This window comes from Bacteroides faecium (assembly GCF_012113595.1).
In the GTDB taxonomy this organism is placed as follows: Bacteria; Bacteroidota; Bacteroidia; order Bacteroidales; family Bacteroidaceae; genus Bacteroides; species Bacteroides faecium.
Genome location: NZ_CP050831.1, coordinates 3,439,742 through 3,456,655 on the forward strand (window position 1 = coordinate 3,439,742; position 16,914 = coordinate 3,456,655).

The window sequence follows — 16,914 nt, forward strand, 5'->3', positions numbered from 1 at the left end:
AAAGATTTTAATTGTTAGAAAATATTTATTTATTTCATCCTTTCGGATGAACTGTTCTGTCATTGGATGTGTGGATTTTTCCTCTATTGGTTACGGGATGGAATGGTTTTCTTCAAAGCTTTAATAATCAAGCTGTTATATTGGTGCATTTTTCCTTTAAAACAAACGAGCCGTTTCACACCGAGAAACGAAGTGTTCCACACCGAGAAACACTTTGTTTCTCGGTGTGGAACACTTCGAATCCCGAATATCAGTGCTAAAATTACTTCTAATAGTGTGATTTTTCAAGACGGACAAAAATGTTCTTTTATAATTAGTGTAAGTATTTAATATTGCTTTTTCTTGCTTCGGTTCGAGCGCGCGTATGCGCATTTTCTGGCTGTAAACAACTATTTGTGCAGATGTATATCTGATTTTTAACCAAATTTATACTAATAATAATTATATAGAGCGAACAGAGTTTTTGGTGTGAATGTTGCAAATTGATTAAATTTACCACCATTTATTAGTAGGTTGGGAAATATGTATGATTATTAATTAAAAATTAAAAGAAATGAGGACATCAATCAGGTTAATGCTAAACAAGAACAGGAGACTGAAAGACGGGCGCTATCCTCTTGTGTTTAGAGTGATACATTGCCGTCGGAAAAAATTGCTGTACACGGGATACCGGGTGTGCGAAGATGAGTTTGACGAATCGGTGGGGAAAGTTTTGCCGGATGCAGGCTCGGGGTTAACAGCTTCGAAGGTTTCGATAATCAATAAGGAAGTGGAGCAAATGAAAAAAAACATTTGGGGGCGTGTCCGGCAATTGGAGTTGACAGGTCTGCCTTTTAGTGTGGATGATTTGCTTCGTCCGAAAGAAGAAGAAAAAAAAGAAGGTGTGCGCCAGTTTCAATTGCTGGAATATATCGACGGCCAGGTTGAAACTAAGCGGATGAAGGGTAAAGAGGGGATGGCGGCTGCCTATCGGAGTACACGGTCGTCTTTGGCGAAGTATGTGTATAATGTAGATATAGATATGGAGAAAGTCGATTATCGCTTCGTGCAGGGGTATATCGAATTTCTTACTCAACAGGGAATAAGGGCGAATACGGTGTGTTATTATCTGCGCAATCTGCGTACGCTCTACAATCAGGCGATTGTCGACGGGTTGCGTACAGATAAGGAATATCCGTTTGTCAAAGTATCGACGCGTCCGGCTAAAACCGTCAAACGCGCTATTTCACGTGAGGACATGGAGGCTATTGCGAATTTGTCTCTTGAAGGAAACTATAAGATGGAACTGTCGCGCGATCTTTATCTTTTTAGTTTCTATGCACAGGGGATGTCGTTTGTAGATGTTGTATTCTTGAAAAAAGGAAACATCGTTGGCGAAACGATAATTTACAACCGGCATAAGTCGAAACAACTGATCCAAATCGTTATCACGCCGCAGATGAATCAGCTGATGAAGAAATATGCGGGTAATGGAGAATATATTTTTCCTATTATAGATGTTAATAATCCGCAATCTGTATACCATCAGTATCGTTTGGCGTTAACTAATATCAACCGACATTTGCAAAAGATCGAACTTTCACTTGGCATACAGAAAAGAATTACTACATATACTGCGCGCCATACCTGGGCGACTCTGGCTCATGACTATGGAGCGCCTATCTCCGTTATCAGCGCTGGTTTGGGGCATACTTCCGAAGAGATGACCAGGGTGTATTTGAAAGAGCTCGATTCGAAGGTGCTTAATCAGGTAAATTTGGTCATAACCAATCTGTCTATTGCTAAAAATGACCTTACAGGCTAATAAATATTATCAGAATTTAGCATATTTATTTTTTTTATGTACCTTTGTCGCGTTGCTCTATTACGGAATAGAGATAATATGCGTTTTTTGTGTTATAGAATTTAAATCCGGGTGCAAAGTAAGCCTATTTTTTCACAATACTCATTATCAATCTTTCCACATCTTTTATAAATTTGTCTAAACACTCCGATTTATTGTGATTGCTATCCAAATAGCTTATTCTCTCCTTGAAAAGTGTCTATCAGTTGCTTGGGCGTATATCCAAAATGTTTTTTGCAATATACGGTAAATTGTGCCTGGGAACTAAACCCCAAATCTGCCACCATATCCTTTATGCATATTTCAGGGTCAGTAAGCATACCAAATATCCGATTATTCAATTGTTGCAGCATCCACTGTTTTGCTGGGATCCCAAATTCTTCTTTAAATTTGTTATAAAACTGACTTTTTCCCATATTCGACAATGCAAGTAATTCCGATACATGATGCACCTTTGAACTATTCTCTGTGACAAAATCTTTAAAGTTCAGTTTTTTTCCTATTATAGGAAAAAACAACATAGAGATTTGTTCTTTTGTATAAAAACCGCACAGAAGAAGAAAAAGCTCACGTTGCATTGTCTCATGAAAATGAACACAACTCAATCCACTGTTGAGACATAACACAAGTAGCTCCAAATATTTATCTAACGGACATATAATAGGAAGTGAGGTGAAATTATATTCCATATCTTTAGCCCTTTTAGACAGGGTCTGGAGCAGTAACTTGTCACAATTGGAAATAGGTTGATCGAAAAAAAGGCAAAGCAGTTGTGCTTCAGAGGAAGGTATAATCTTTAGAAAAGATGAACGCGGGATAAGTATCATTTCTCCGGACTTAAAAGTGCGTTCATATTGATTATTCGTAACTTGAAATTCTCCTTCCAAAAAAAACAGGAGATAATTCTTTTTTGCTATGTCCTCTTGTAGTCTTTCAGATTCGGAAGAAAATCTTAATATTTTGAATCCGGTTTCCACATGAACAATGTAATTTCGACATGTGACATGTTCTTCAAAATAAAGTAATTTAACTGGCGCTTCTTCCACTAGTTTTTTGTCATTCATAATGCTTCTTATTAATGTTATCAAGTTTGTGTTTCACCATTGTTTCACTATTATGCCAGCAAGTTGCTGAATTGCAATACTTTATTTTTTTCCCTTTTTTCCATCGGTTATTATAGATTCGATGGAACAAGATTAGTAGCATCTTTCAATTCGCAACTTGCTGAAAAATAATAGTTAAGGATGGCTTTTGTTACATATTATCTCTATTCCGTAATAGAGATGCAAATTGAAAAGAATTAATCGGTATTAATTAGACACATAGTATTATCATTTTTATTAATTAAAATTTTAAGTGTAATGAGAAACAAAAAGTTTATTTTTTCAATGGGAGTAGCAGCTTTATTGTTTGCGGCCTGCTCAAACGATGACAATTTAGTGACTGGAACGGGGGGAGGCGCTGCTGAACCGACGATTGTAGAGGGTGAACCAACTTATGCATCGTTTACTGTTAAGTCGGGCGAAGTGAAAAATAGTCGTGCCGCTACAGCTCCGGAAACGGGTGATGACCAAATTACCGGTGATGTGACATTGCTGATTTTTAATTATCAGACGAAAGTACTTGAGAATAAGTTTACAATGACTCCTACATCGGGGACAGCTAACGGTACTTTTCTTGTGACTTCCGGTAAGAAGCGTATTTATGCGTTTGCTAATCTGAAAAATGAAAGTGGAAGCGCTAAAATTGAAGCTTTACAACCTAAGGTATCGACGGTAGATGAGATGTTGGCGCTAGTGACAGACGAAGCTGGGACATCCTTAGGGCAGACTGCTACTAATGTACCGATGTCGAACATAGATGATGGTCTTGCCAAAGATGTGGCTAATGGTGTTGAGCAAACTGATGCGCCAACGTCGAATCATATTGATTTGAAGATGCTGAGAATGCTGTCCAGAGCAAAACTTGTTTTGAAATCTGGAGTAGATGATAAGTTTAAAGCATCCGGCTTTACGGCAAATAATATTGCTAAGGTTACTTATCTTGTGCAGCATGCTGTAGGGAGTGTCGTGAAATCGCCTTTGTATGAAAAGACATGGGGGAGTGGAATTACTGCGAATGACTTTATGGCTAAAGAGACGTTTTATACGGGTAGTACTGAAAATACAGTAAATCAACTTAATCAATATTATTACCTGACAGAGAATACTTCTCCTTCTTTCTTGAAAGGTGCTGCTACCCATTTTATTCTTAAAGGAGTTTATATTCCTGCACGTATTATCCGGAGTGGAGCATTTGATGTCGCTACTCAGAATTTGAAATTTGAATATGGAGGCACTCCTACAGAAGCGGATTGTGACGAATATTGCTATGTAACTGAAAGTCCTAATGCCGCTGTGATTCCGACAGGGGAGTTTTTCTTGAACCGTGATATTCTTAATGATGCGATCAATGCTTATAATGCTGCAGTGACTGCAGATAAGCGAATTACTGCTTCTGATGTTAAATATAACGAATATACAACGGGTTCTTATTATAGAATCAATCTTGGTGAGGGAGAAGCAGGAGCTACAGTGTTCGGTGTGAAACGTAACAACTCTTATACGGTTACTGTTAATTCTGTAACTGGTCCGGGCTTCAATACTCCTGACGGAACCAATGGTGCTGAAGGTGATCCGAGTACGCCTATCGACCAGAAAACTTATCTTGACGTAACAGTTACTGTAGCTCCGTGGACTGAAGTGAGCCAAGGTACTGATATTAACTAATAATGCTCATACTATAAGGCTTAAAAGTCTTATCCTTAAATAGCTGGGAGGAGTGAGAAGGGCGAGTTTTTCATTCTATTCAAATTCCCCTTCTTCCCTCTCACTTTTATCTAAGTTAAAACAACAAAGAATCAATCTAATGACGCGTATCAGACTTCAATCTATTTTTCCTTTCCTTGCCCTTGCAGGATTCGTGCTCGTTTTTTACGGATGCATGAAAGAAGATTATTCGGACTGTGGATTGTACCTGCAGTTTAAGTACACCCACAACCCTGAACAAACCGACAAACTTCGTGAAGTAATAAATACGATAGACGTGTTTGCTTTCGATGCCGGAGGAACTTTTGTTGGACAATGGAAGCATGATCCGTCTAGTGGCAAAGAACTACACCTTAAGTTGGAAAAAGGCATATATACACTTGTCGCATGGGGAAATATCTCCGAGCAATTCTCGTACTCTTTGCTTCAGCCGGGTGTTACTACGATGGATGAAGCCATACTTAGTCTCCGCCGTGATGCGGATAATATTGTGACCGACAGTCCGCAACCTCTCTATCATGCTATAATGGGAGACCTCAATATGAAAAATATTGGCATGCAACGTATGGAAATGGACTTCTACCACAATGTGAACCATATTGAAGTGAATCTGGAAGGTCTGCCGATATCCGCAACTTCCACAGGCATGCGGGCTATTGACCCAGCTCCCGGGACACGCTTCACTCTACTCGTCACCGGAAGCAACGGTGATTATAAATTTGACAATTCTCGTTGGGAGCTGGCTCCCACGTTAACATATCTCCCGCAGTATTCCCAGTCGGGGAAAAGATTGACGGCCGCATTTTCGCTCATGCGTCTCTCCAGGGAAGATGATACCCGTATCGTTCTTCTTCATACGGAAGATGACGGAAGTAAAAGAGAACTCTATAGCGCGAGTCTGAGTGACTTGTTGATGAACAATCCGAAATTGGACTTCGATATTGACTCTGAGTTTCAGTTGAACCTGAAGTTTGATTACTCCTATACACTGATTGGAATTACGGTGAACGAATGGAATTCAGTGGATGCCGACGACGGACAGGGAGGGACTATAGGATGACGGGATAAAACATTCATTATCCATAAAAGTGAAACGAATATAATATAAAGATAAGTTATAGCATTATGATAAGAATATACTCTATTTACAATCGTATGTTGTGCGGCATACTTCTTTTGATCGTGATTTGTGGTATGGGGATGTCGTGTACGGACGACTACTTTTCCGAAAACACAAGAGGCTCTGTCAGGATGGCTACGCTCGACGTGCGGCTTCCCAAAGCAGATGCCGGGAGCGACAGTGAAGTAACTTCTGCCCGTTTTATTGCTTTCGAGGCGGGAGGAGCGGGAATTTCCGGAGTTCTTCAAGTGAATTCAGACATCACTCCGACCGGTGCCCGTATACAAATCCCTGTCGGGAAAAGTAACGTATACGTCGTTGCCAACGCTCCGGACAGCCTCAAATTGGATGAAATATCGTCCGAAAGCCAGCTAAAGGAAAAAATAGCTGCCTGGGAGGCGGTAAAGAAATTGCCGCACATCATGGTAGGCAGTTATCTTAATGTCAGCATAAGTGCAAGCGGTGTCCAGGATAATGCCGGGAATACGATAACGGTGGGAAATAATCTGAAAAGACTTGTGGCAAGATTGACCGTCAATTTGCAATATCAGTCGCTCGGTGGGGATGAGCTTGTCATTGACGAGATCACTGTCGGTAATCGTGCCTCATATTCACCTTTGTTGCCTGCCGCATTTTCCGGGAATACCTATGTATCATCGGACGCGGATAAAGCAACAAGCTTAACTGCAACCGGAACAACGGACGGACTGACCACGTATCAACCGATAGAATTCTATCTTTCCGAATATCTGGTCAATGAGGCTCACAAATCCAACTCCACCTGTTTGTATATTCATGCTCATACGGCAGGTAAAGAAGACGAACCTTTAACTTTTCCTGTATATATAGGCGACTGGTTCGGAAAGGGTATCACTTACGAAGATTTTAAGAATGCGGACACACCGGCTGCATTAGTAGGGGTGGAAGGACTTAGTGTCACAAGAAATAAACATTACACGCTGACCTGCAAGTTGAAAGGTGCCGAACGGACAGAGATAGGACTGACAACTAATGTCGTTGAATGGACAGTGGTGGATATTAACGGGAATATCAATACGCCGTTTCTTAATGTGGACAGGACGGATGTGATGGTAAGTGCGATTTCAGGAGGAACTCCTGTCTATTATACAAGTTCTGTGCCGAGAGATAGTATTGAGATAGATATTGTGGACAATCCGGACAATCGTTTCACGGCTGTGATAAATGCGAATGACCCTGGTAAGATTTATTTTATTCATCAAGTTGAAGGAGTAAAGCGTATTACTACTTCAAGCGGTGCTCCCATAACAGGAAAAGCGATTGTCACTGCTAAAGATGGAAATGCCAAAATAAAAAAAGAAATAACGCTCGGAGTATTTAATCCTATTTCCAAATTTTTCTTGAGAAGCAGTGGTGTTAATTATGATTATGGCAGTGTTACGCCTATCACTGATATAAATTCTGCTGCGAAAATGGATTGGAGGACAGCGATGGGATATACAAATCCTTATACCGGAGTGAATTCTACTCTAAAAGGGGTAAATCCTAATCAAACTCTAATGAAGGGTGCTCTCCCTAATACATATACAGGTTGTGCTGATTATTGGGAAGTTTCTAAAGACGACCGGCAGAAAGGAAGAGGATGTTGGAGACTGCCCTATAGCGGAGAAATAAAAAGATTGGTATCTTTGATAAACTCTTTGGAGGAGCTTCCATCTATGGGATATGATCAGATAAAGTTTGTCGGATCAGAACGTTTATGGTCGTCTACCGAAACTTCTGAGGGGTTTGCATATTTCGGGTGGCCTGCATATCCGTACTTCGAAGCTATGACGAAGAGTATAAACTATGCTGTCCGCTGTGTCCGTGATATAGACAATTCTGATACATCGGGTGGTGCTTCATATCTGAATGTTTCTCATAATACATATGAGATAGCTCCTATGACTTATCGTCAAGTGCCCGGTATAGTACCTATTTATTATGAATCGGACGGTGAGGTTTCCATTTCGCTTTTGGATGAGAATGGACAGGATATTTCTAATATGGGGACAGGAATGCCATTTATAGGATTTTCCGCTGCATCTGAAGATGTTTTATTTGGAACATCGGAGCCCCAGATTGCATTCCCTAATAAAGATTATGTGGGAATGAAGAAAGCATACTTCTGTCTTCATTCGACAGTAAAAGCTGCGTCTGAGTATATGACCTCTTTGGGTGATATGCAAGGCCCTATGATGTCTGAGATGAGGAAACATAAGTATTCTTTAGTATTCCGCTCCGGCAATCTGTCTAAAACTGTGCCAATTTCCGTTGTAAGTCCGTTAGCGACCCAAAATCTGAGTCAGGATCTGTCATTAATAGATGCAATGGGAATAAGTTCAGTTTATTCCGGATATGATTATATCCAGGATAAGATATTTAATAAATCGCAGGTACTTACTGATGTGGCTATCAATATGCCTGTTCCTGACAGGTTTGATTCAGGATGTGCCAACTATTATGAAGGCTCCCCCACTGACTATACAACGGGAAAAGGGAACTGGTTTATTGCTCCTTCAGTTTTGACTATTGGCGGTGCGTATTCTGCAAATGCAGCGCGTTGGGGACTTTCCGCTATGAGTACTTATCAATTTTTGAATAAGGTCTACGGTGACGGCCTTAATTTTATAAGTGGGGATATTGGTACCAATGTCAGCTTTTGGTCTACGAGGGAGGCAACAAGTTATAAACTCTCACAGCATGGGGTCATGAATTTCTTTACTGGAGCTGTTAGTTATCCATTAAAAACTAGTAAATACAGAGTACGTTGTGAACGTCGTTTGAATGCGGATATATTATCTTTATCAAACCAGTCTATTACGCTTTCAAAAGGTGAAACTGCTGAAGTCATTTATTATACGAGTACCGGAAAAATTGCGACATCGGTTCTGCCGGTATCCGGGAGGGATTCAGCATTTACTACTACTACTACTACTACTACTACTACTACTAGCCGCATTATAATTACTTGTTCTGCAGACGCAGCGAGTGGAAGTGAGAGTAATTTATTGGTACATACTGAAGGCGGTAAAAGTACACGATCAAGAACTTATAAAATTATTAAATTGAAGGTAAAATAATACATAAAAATAAATAGGGTTATGATAAAGAATATCAGATTAGCAGTATTTGGCGCAACCTTATCCATATTGGCATCTGCGTGTACGGACGATACTTTTTCAGGGACGTCACCTGTCAGGATGGAAGGTAAGGCCAGTATTCCTCTTGTGGTTACAATACCTGATGCTCAAATCGTACAAACACGGACAGGAGGAAGCGGAGATGCTTCGATAGAAAAGCTGAATGTGTTGTTGTTTGATAATAGTGCGGGTGATACGAATGAAGGTGGAGTGAAGCTTGTGGCGCACCGGTCTGTTGATGGTACGGCTGCCACTGTAGAGTTGCCTTTGTCATCGGGAAGTTCTCGTTTGGTCTATGTGGTGGCGAATGCCGGAAAATACCTGTCTACTCTTCCTGTGTCGGACACTGACCTTAAAGAAACGGGTGGCGGGTATAAATACTCCCTTACGGATATTCGTTCGATGCTTACTACAGCATCAGTCTCACCTGATGATAAAGGTTTTGTGACCGGTGATGCTCTTCCCGGAATTCCTGTCCCGATGTCCGGTGTGGTAAGATTTGATAGCGGACTGACATCGGCTGATGCTATCAGTGTGCAATTAGTGCGCTTATTGTCTAAAATTTCAGTATCCACCCCTTTGCCTGCCTCTAAATTTAAAATTAAGGGCTTGACCATATGTAATGGGGCACAAACGGGGAACATTCTTATGCCGGCCTCTGCTGCTGATGGTAAAGGATCGGGCAGGATGGGGTATTCTGTCGTGGATAGTCTGCTTTACGCCTACCCCACGTTTGTCGGAGGAGCTGATAATCAGCCTGTATCTGTAGTTGTAGAAGCAGAATATGACGGACTGGCAGAATCTTCGTTTTACCGTCTTCTTATCAGTACTGATCTGTCTAGTCCTGACAATGGTTTGTCGTTGCAGCGGAACCATCATTATCTTATCAAGATCAATAAGGTAAATATCAACGGGTATAAAAACTTGGATACGGCAATTGCCAGTCCGCCCTCTAATGTGGACTATAATGTGACAGAACTGAATAATTATTCAAACGTAACCCTTATTGGTGGTAATTTTTTTTCGCTTGATTATGAGCGGTTTATAATATATGCAGACAGCTTGGAACAACTTTCTACGGCAACAATGAGGACTAATTATCCATTGACAACGACTCCCCAGGGGAGTGTCACGGTGGATGACGGACTGGTTTTGCTGGGTACTGATGTATTTGTTGGACAGGACACTGTGAAAACTTTCAATGTGAAAATTACTTCTTCCTATTCTCATTTGGAACATTCAGATTCGAATCCGAAAGGCATTCATATCTCTCTCGGTTCTTATCATAAGACGATTGAAATTATCAAAAGACCCTCTGCCGATATACATCCGCAGTCGTTGGAAATTTCCGACATTACAGATATCAAATTTATTTCTTCTTCGGGAGATATCAGTCCGTGGTGGGTGAATTTCTCGACAGAAGCTGTATATACCCCATTTGATATACATACGGTAATAGGCAAAGATTTATTGTCGGGCTCCGGATTCAAGGCATATGTGCATATTGATGAGAATATGAATGCAGATTATCGTGAGGTTTATTTTCAGACTGTCTCTAAAACTGGTGGTGTGCCGGAGAAATATATTCTCCGCCAAGAGGGCATAAAAAAATATACGTTGGGCTTTTTTGGCGGTGCAATGCAAACAGGCTCTAATATATTACAATTTTCACATCAGCTGGTTATAGAAGGATATGAAGAAAATAAGGAGCCTCTCTCTCTTTTTCCTCAAGACAAGTATCCTGCTACTGATACAGAAAAGTCAGCTTTAAATGCTGTCTTTGAAAGCGGGAAGAAGTCTACAATTCTGCTGGCTAATACATACAACTCCCCGGCAGCGCTTTATTGTCTGAATAAAAATAGGGATCAGAATGGTAATGGGAAGATCGACGATGATGAAGTATTATGGTATTTGCCCGGCATCAGGCAAGGAATGGGAATCATGTTTTATCAGGTATTGACAGAGAATTTAGGTTCCTCTTATTGGTCATCTTCCTGTTGCTTTAATACTTTTGAGGATATGTATGGCAAGCCTGTCACGACTCAAGGCGCTTATATGATGAATACTATTAATTATTCGGGCGGTTATCGTTTTTTTTGTGCGTCTTTTTCCGATGCGGCTACAATGAAAAATAGTATACGTTGTGTGCGTGATTTATAGATGTGTTTATTACAATAAGTTATAAAATAGATATGAGATATATAATATTGCTTTTTTTCTTTTCTTTGCCTGTACTCTCTACCCATGCGCAACGTATGCTGATAGAAAACGGTAAAGTTTATATCGAATCTTTTGGAGTCCGATCAGATTTAGTTGTTCAGAATAACTTTGTGAAAAAATATAAAATGGAGGATAACAGTGTGAGAACCGTATATCATCAAGGAGTTGGGGCCCCTGCTAATATCTTGGTCTCGGGAAAATATCAGATAGCAAAGCGTGATCATCTGATGTATAATCAAAATTTCTACGTATCATCCGGTTTCGAAAGCCCTTATGACGGCAGGCCGGGAAAGCCAATGAGGCCACTGTCCGATACTACAAATCAGAATGGTTGCTTCGCATATTATGAGAACTCGGATCAGAGTGACAAAGGTCAGTGGAGAGTTCCTACGATTAATGAATATATATTGATGGCTCTTTATTTGACGGGATACAATACACTTCCTTCTATAACCGATTTTACATATCCCTCAATCCAAAATGATAAAAAGGCTACTTTTTATTATGTAACTTCCACAACTTATGAGGGTAATGTAGACGAAGCATATTATTTTATGTGGTATCCCGGATTTATGCCGACTATAACATTCCATTACGCTAAGACCACAGGTGGGCGTGTCCGTTGCATCCGTGATATTGAATAGAACTGATAGACGGATACTGCTAATTATCAACATTAAAATAAAAGATCTGTAATAATGAAAATGACTTTCAAACACATAGAGAAAACAGGATGTATTTTCCTATTCTTTTTCTTTCTTTTCCTGTTCTGCCCCCGGCAGGGTAAGGCTCAATTCTATTCTGTGCAAACCAATACATTGGAGTGGGCTATGGGAACGGTTAACATCGAGGGCAGCATGCTGATAAAGCCCCGTTGGACGCTGCACCTGCAAGTGGCATGCAACCCTTGGACGCTTCCTGAAAATAAGAAAATCAAACACTGGCTGGTAGAGCCCGGCGCACGCTACTGGTTGTGGCAAAGTTATGTGGGACGTTTTATCGGAGCCTATGCCATCGCCACCCGTTACAATATGGGGTGGAAGAAGAACCGTTTTGACGGGACTGGTTTCGGTCTGGGAGTCTCCTACGGGCATGCATGGCTCATCGGCAAGAGATGGAATCTGGAAGCGGAAGCCGGGATAGGGGCAGTTATGGTGAACCGTAAACAGTACGAGGGCGGCTGTTGCGGAGACTATAAGAGTCAGGGAACTTACCTGCGTCCTGCACCGAAACTGGCACTGAACGTGGCATACTTGTTCTAAAAGGAAAATTCGATGTGTATCTGAAAGTAGTAAGAAAATAGAATGTATAAAAAGAGATATTTATTGCCGTGGTTTTTCTGTGGACTGCTGGTGGGCGGATGTTCTTCCGGATTTAAATCACTTCAGGAGAAGCGCCCGACTGTATCGCTGTCACTGCCGCTTGCGCGGGTAGTAGAAGCCCCAAAGCATGAACTGCCGCCGGACAGCGTACAGAACGAACCTCAGGAATTTGTTTTCACAAAGGCGGACGGTTCGGAAGTGCCGCTCAATGTCACGGCAGAATGGGACAGTATCAATAAGGAAACGATGACTAGTGTAGCTCTTGATGAGGTGGTGATTGCTGCCACATCGTCAAGAAATACAGCCGAACGCGATGGAAAAATCAATGTAGAATTTATAGTGACCGTTCCGGTGGAACTTCAGAAAGAGAATTGGATGGTCGACGTATTCCCTATTCTATCGAAAGGAGGGGTAGAAGAGGATTCGTTGCGCGAATTGCGCTTCACCGGCCCTGAATTCCGCCAGCGGCAGGAGAGGGATTACCAGCGTTATGACCGTTTTCTGGAAGGGATTATTCCCGATTCGGTGAATTTCTACCGGACCTTTGTCGATTATCATTCTTTCGAGCGTTATCTTGACAGGTTGTATTATCACAAGCAGGGTTTGGAAAGAATATGGGCGCATCTCGGGGCGAGGGCGAAACGTCCGCATCCGTTATGGATTCGTTATCAGGAGTCGGAAAAACGTGCGTTCAGGAGAGATTCACTGCTTAAAGTCCACAGTGTGGTGAAAGCAGAAAAAGAGTTGGAACGGAGTCGTGAAGAATACGGAAAGGCATTGGAGGCTATTAATGATACGGTGCGGTATGTCAATCCGTTTATACGGCCCAGGTTTCGCTTGTTCAACATGAAGAAGAATCGTTTCAATAATTTGCTTGAGTCGGCCGATGAGAAGAACCGTGTACGCTTCAAGGAAAAAACTTTGGCGGAGAGTATGCAGGAAACAGGTATGCCGGAAGAACTGTACGAACGTTTTTTGTTTTTCAACAGGAAGATGCAGGAGAACAAAAAGAAGCTTTATTACAAGTTCCGTGAGAAGGCTGCGAAGAAGGAGGGAGGACAGTCGCTCAGTGCAATCAGGGCGTTTGTGTCCGGAAAGGATACAAGCAATTATCTGAACCGGGACGAATTGCTTCAAAAATATACGATGAAGTATGAAAAAGTGCGCGATTTTCTTCCGATGTTCAGTTATGAACGCCCGATGGACGATTCTACTTATCTGGCTTCACGCCATAGAAGGGAAGCTGACCCTGCCGATACGGTATATCGTTCTTCTTTCGGGGAACGGTTGCTTGCCATTCTTCCGCAGAGAAAAATAAGCCGTGAATTGCCGGATTCGGTATTTTATGTACAGCCCGCAGCCCGTATCCGAAAACGTTTTGAAGAGGCACAGTATGATTCGGCGGCGATTTACGAAGATTTCCGGCGATGGTATGAGAAGAAGACGGATCGTATCAAACATTATGACCATGATGTGGTAAAGGAGAGAGTGGACAACTATAAAAAACGTGTGTTGAAGAAACAGTCTGTGATAGGCACAGAGATAACACGTATAAATTCTTTGGACACTACTGAAATAGTGAAGAGATTCTACGATACGCGGAAGATTGCCCGCAACGAAGCTCGAAAAGCGCAGAAAGATGAAAAATTCAGGGATTTGGTACGTTTCCCTTATAATCCGGACGCGAAGCTCGATACGGTGATTTATTCTGCCGACAAGGTCTTTTTCCTCTATTCGGAGAAAATAGCCGCGGATGAGAATACTTCGCGCATGAAGGTGTTCCTGAAAGGGAATGTAGTAGACCATTCGGGCAATAAATATAAGTTGCCTACATCGGATACACTTACTTATTTTGTGTCTTCCATGACCAAGTTTGTAGATGAACGTCCGAGGTATATCCGCCGTGTGGTAACCCGAGATGCGGAAGCATCGGCACAGGTGAACTTTGTCTTTCCTACCGGAAAAGTCAAGTTAGACCGCCGGCTGGGCGATAACGAGCAGGAATTGAAGCGGGTCAGGGAGTTGACGCAGGCATTGATGACAGACCCTGTCTATATTATCGACAGTCTTACGCTTCATTCGGGAAGTTCGCCCGAGGGTAACTGGAAAATGAACGAGCAACTTTCGAAAGACCGTGCGCAATCCATTCGTGAAGTGGTGGAACATGATTTCAAGACGTTGTATGATTCACTCAATATCTCTATGTCGATGATGATTGACGACCAGGGAAATATGGTGAGCAGTAAGGCTAAAGAGGAATTACCGAATTTGCCGAAGCTGATTAAGGTGAAATGGGTGCCGGAAAACTGGAAGAAATTGTCTGCCCTTATTGTTAATGATGAGAATGTACAGAACCGGAATGAGATTCTGGCGTTGATTCAGTCGGTGAAGAATCCTGACGAGCGGGAATATCAAATCAGGCGCAAATACCGGAAAGACTATGACTATATTCGTGAGAAACTTTATCCGGAAATGCGTTCGGTAGATTTCCAGTTCAGTCTTCACCGGAGGGGTATGCAAAAGGATACTATGTATACCAGCGAACTGGACCGTGTGTATATGCAGGGTGTGGAACTGCTTAAAAAACGAAAATACCAGGAAGCCTTGGATGTGCTGCGTCCGTATGAAGATATGAATACGGCTATCGCCTATATGTCCATGGGATATGACAAGGCGGCTCTACGCATTATGAACGGGCAGAAAGAGACTGCGGAGTCAAGATATCTGCAGGCTGTGCTCGAATATCGTCTTGGACGTGAGAAGCAGGCAGTGTTGAGGTATTTGCGTGCATGTGAGCTGAACCAGCAATTGAAGTTCAGGGGTAACCTCGATCCAGAATTGTCCACGCTGATTAAGAAATACGGGCTTTTCAAGGAGGATGAAATATGGTAAGAAATTTTAGGTATGGAATCAGGATAATGTTTGTAGTTTTGTTGATATACGTAATTAATTCAATTGTCTGTGCATGTTCTTCCGCTCCGGCGGGAAACCTGAAAGGGGCTTCCGGGGCGGAGGGCAGGCATACTTCGATGCAGGAGAAAAAGTGGAGTTTTACTCCTCCGGAGATTCCGGTGGCATTGGTGACAATAGAGGCAAAGACAGAGTATCTGATAAAACATTTCTGGGAGAATTATGATTTTGCCGATACGGTGGCTATCAGTGAGCCTGAATATGCCGAGCAGACATTGGTGAATTATTTGTCCATGTTGTCGGAAGCAGCCGATGAAGTGACTGCCGGGAATTGTCTCCGGCAACTGGCGGAGGATATGCGAAAGGACAGTGTGGTATATGCGTGGTTTGATGAAAAGCTGGATCATTATCTCTATGACCCGAATTCACCGATGCGTAATGACGAACATTATATAGCTGTTTTGCAAGGTATGCTGGACTCCGGAAAATATCAGCCGATGGAGAAGATACGACCGGAATACCGGATGCGAATGTTGTTGAAGAACCGGAAAGGTAGCCGGGCTGAAAATTTTTCATATACACTGAAGGGAGGAAAGAAAGGCAACCTCTATGATATAAAGTCGGACTTTACCTTATTGTTGCTTTACGACCCGGAGTGTGAAAACTGCCGGCATGCGATTGACGGGATGGTCAACTCTTCCGTTATCCGGGATTTGACAACGGTTACGGATGTGGTGGTCAGAGTTCCTATGAAAATCCTGACGGTTTGCGTGGAACATGACAAGGATAGCTGGCAACGCCACCTTTCCATGCTCCCGGTACATTGGCTGAACGGCTTTGACGAACAGCAGAGGATAAGGGATAAGGAATTGTATGATTTGCGGTCGTTTCCTTCTTTGTATTTGTTGGACAGCGACAAGCGTGTGCTCTTGAAGGATGTAAATGTGCAGGATGTGATAGATTATTTTACGAAGCAATCTAAAATGATAAATAATGATGAATTATAAAGAAATAGAGGAAAAGGAAAAAGAAAATGCGGGACGCATGTTTCTTTATGTGGAAGAGGAAAAACTGGTAGCTTACGAGTTGTCTGCGTTTATGCTCAAACAACTGTTTCCTCAACTACGCCTTTTCATGGTTACTGCTTCTGAAGAATGTCCGTTAAAGCTTCTGAAGATTGTTTTGCCTTTCGAACTGGCTTTAGAGAATACCGACTATCCTCTTGCAGTGTCCGACTATTATGCCGAGATGACATCTGCCGCCATTCCGGAGTCTGTACGTTCGGCATTGAAAAGAGATTTTGAACTTTATAAAAAGAAAATGTTTGAATAATGAAATAAATTGGCTGAATCTTTAGAAAAAGACGTTTTGACCCTAATCTCATTATAGTTGTTTAGTATTTTGAAATGATTATTTTAATCGACATGCCGTCTGTGAAGATAGCCTATATTGTTTGTTTTGTTTGTGTGGCTGCATTTTCTCTTGCGAGGGAAAATGCAGTCTTTCGTTATAGAATGATAAAATAAATGGA

11 protein-coding genes are annotated in these 16,914 nt (G+C 41.8%); 10 read left to right on the plus strand and 1 reads right to left on the minus strand.

Annotated features, from left to right (window positions below; genetic code table 11):
- Positions 1-553 precede the first annotated feature (553 nt).
- The gene (locus BacF7301_RS12250) at positions 554-1,804 is read left to right on the plus strand and encodes a site-specific integrase (protein WP_167963163.1); all 1,251 of its coding nucleotides are present in this window, start codon (positions 554-556) and stop codon (positions 1,802-1,804) included.
- A gap of 203 nt (positions 1,805-2,007) precedes the next feature.
- Here the strand turns inward: BacF7301_RS12250 and BacF7301_RS12255 are convergent, their stop codons facing one another.
- Complete coding sequence (locus BacF7301_RS12255; protein ID WP_167963165.1) at positions 2,008-2,907, minus strand: helix-turn-helix domain-containing protein; 900 nt, start codon at positions 2,905-2,907, stop codon at positions 2,008-2,010.
- Positions 2,908-3,204: 297 nt separating this feature from the next.
- On the opposite strand from BacF7301_RS12255, the gene BacF7301_RS12260 reads away from it, so the two are divergent.
- The 9 genes from BacF7301_RS12260 (at position 3,205) to BacF7301_RS12300 (ending at position 16,715) form a co-directional block, all read left to right on the plus strand.
- A complete protein-coding gene (locus tag BacF7301_RS12260; protein ID WP_167963167.1) occupies positions 3,205-4,611 on the plus strand; it encodes an Mfa1 family fimbria major subunit in 1,407 nt (468 codons plus the stop codon).
- Between the two features lie 139 nt (positions 4,612-4,750).
- A complete protein-coding gene (locus tag BacF7301_RS12265) occupies positions 4,751-5,710 on the plus strand; it encodes a FimB/Mfa2 family fimbrial subunit (protein WP_167963169.1) in 960 nt (319 codons plus the stop codon).
- Between the two features lie 65 nt (positions 5,711-5,775).
- A complete protein-coding gene (locus BacF7301_RS12270; protein ID WP_167963171.1) occupies positions 5,776-8,871 on the plus strand; it encodes an Lcl C-terminal domain-containing protein in 3,096 nt (1,031 codons plus the stop codon).
- Positions 8,872-8,892: 21 nt separating this feature from the next.
- The gene (locus BacF7301_RS12275) at positions 8,893-11,091 is read left to right on the plus strand and encodes a fimbrial protein (protein ID WP_167963173.1); all 2,199 of its coding nucleotides are present in this window, start codon (positions 8,893-8,895) and stop codon (positions 11,089-11,091) included.
- Positions 11,092-11,378: 287 nt separating this feature from the next.
- On the plus strand, positions 11,379-11,795 hold the full coding sequence (locus tag BacF7301_RS12280) for an Lcl C-terminal domain-containing protein (protein ID WP_167963175.1): 417 nt from the start codon (positions 11,379-11,381) through the stop codon (positions 11,793-11,795).
- 54 nt (positions 11,796-11,849) lie between these two features.
- Positions 11,850-12,413: a DUF3575 domain-containing protein gene (locus BacF7301_RS12285; protein WP_167963177.1), complete on the plus strand. Its 564-nt coding sequence runs from the start codon at positions 11,850-11,852 to the stop codon at positions 12,411-12,413.
- Between the two features lie 42 nt (positions 12,414-12,455).
- Positions 12,456-15,365, plus strand: a complete 2,910-nt coding sequence (locus tag BacF7301_RS12290; RefSeq protein ID WP_167963179.1) for a hypothetical protein — start codon at positions 12,456-12,458, stop codon at positions 15,363-15,365.
- Positions 15,359-16,390 carry a DUF5106 domain-containing protein gene (locus BacF7301_RS12295; protein ID WP_167963181.1) on the plus strand — a complete coding sequence of 344 codons (1,032 nt, stop codon included), beginning with the start codon at positions 15,359-15,361 and terminating at the stop codon, positions 16,388-16,390. The genes BacF7301_RS12290 and BacF7301_RS12295 overlap by 7 nt, the downstream gene beginning before the upstream one ends.
- Entirely contained in the window at positions 16,377-16,715 is a 339-nt protein-coding gene (locus BacF7301_RS12300) for a hypothetical protein (RefSeq protein ID WP_167963183.1), read from the plus strand. The genes BacF7301_RS12295 and BacF7301_RS12300 overlap by 14 nt, the downstream gene beginning before the upstream one ends.
- Positions 16,716-16,914 lie beyond the last annotated feature (199 nt).

Excerpts from the sequence above, each read along its gene's own strand:
- BacF7301_RS12285 (WP_167963177.1), top strand. The coding sequence starts at position 11,850 with ATGAAAATGACTTTCAAACACATAGAGAAAACAGGATGTATTTTCCTA.
- BacF7301_RS12260 (WP_167963167.1), top strand. The coding sequence starts at position 3,205 with ATGAGAAACAAAAAGTTTATTTTTTCAATGGGAGTAGCAGCTTTATTG.
- BacF7301_RS12280 (WP_167963175.1), top strand. The coding sequence starts at position 11,379 with ATGTATAATCAAAATTTCTACGTATCATCCGGTTTCGAAAGCCCTTAT.
- BacF7301_RS12270 (WP_167963171.1), top strand. The coding sequence starts at position 5,776 with ATGATAAGAATATACTCTATTTACAATCGTATGTTGTGCGGCATACTT.
- BacF7301_RS12290 (WP_167963179.1), top strand. The coding sequence starts at position 12,456 with ATGTATAAAAAGAGATATTTATTGCCGTGGTTTTTCTGTGGACTGCTG.
- BacF7301_RS12255 (WP_167963165.1), bottom strand. The coding sequence starts at position 2,907 with ATGAATGACAAAAAACTAGTGGAAGAAGCGCCAGTTAAATTACTTTAT.
- BacF7301_RS12275 (WP_167963173.1), top strand. The coding sequence starts at position 8,893 with ATGATAAAGAATATCAGATTAGCAGTATTTGGCGCAACCTTATCCATA.
- BacF7301_RS12265 (WP_167963169.1), top strand. The coding sequence starts at position 4,751 with ATGACGCGTATCAGACTTCAATCTATTTTTCCTTTCCTTGCCCTTGCA.
- BacF7301_RS12295 (WP_167963181.1), top strand. The coding sequence starts at position 15,359 with ATGGTAAGAAATTTTAGGTATGGAATCAGGATAATGTTTGTAGTTTTG.
- BacF7301_RS12300 (WP_167963183.1), top strand. The coding sequence starts at position 16,377 with ATGATGAATTATAAAGAAATAGAGGAAAAGGAAAAAGAAAATGCGGGA.
- BacF7301_RS12250 (WP_167963163.1), top strand. The coding sequence starts at position 554 with ATGAGGACATCAATCAGGTTAATGCTAAACAAGAACAGGAGACTGAAA.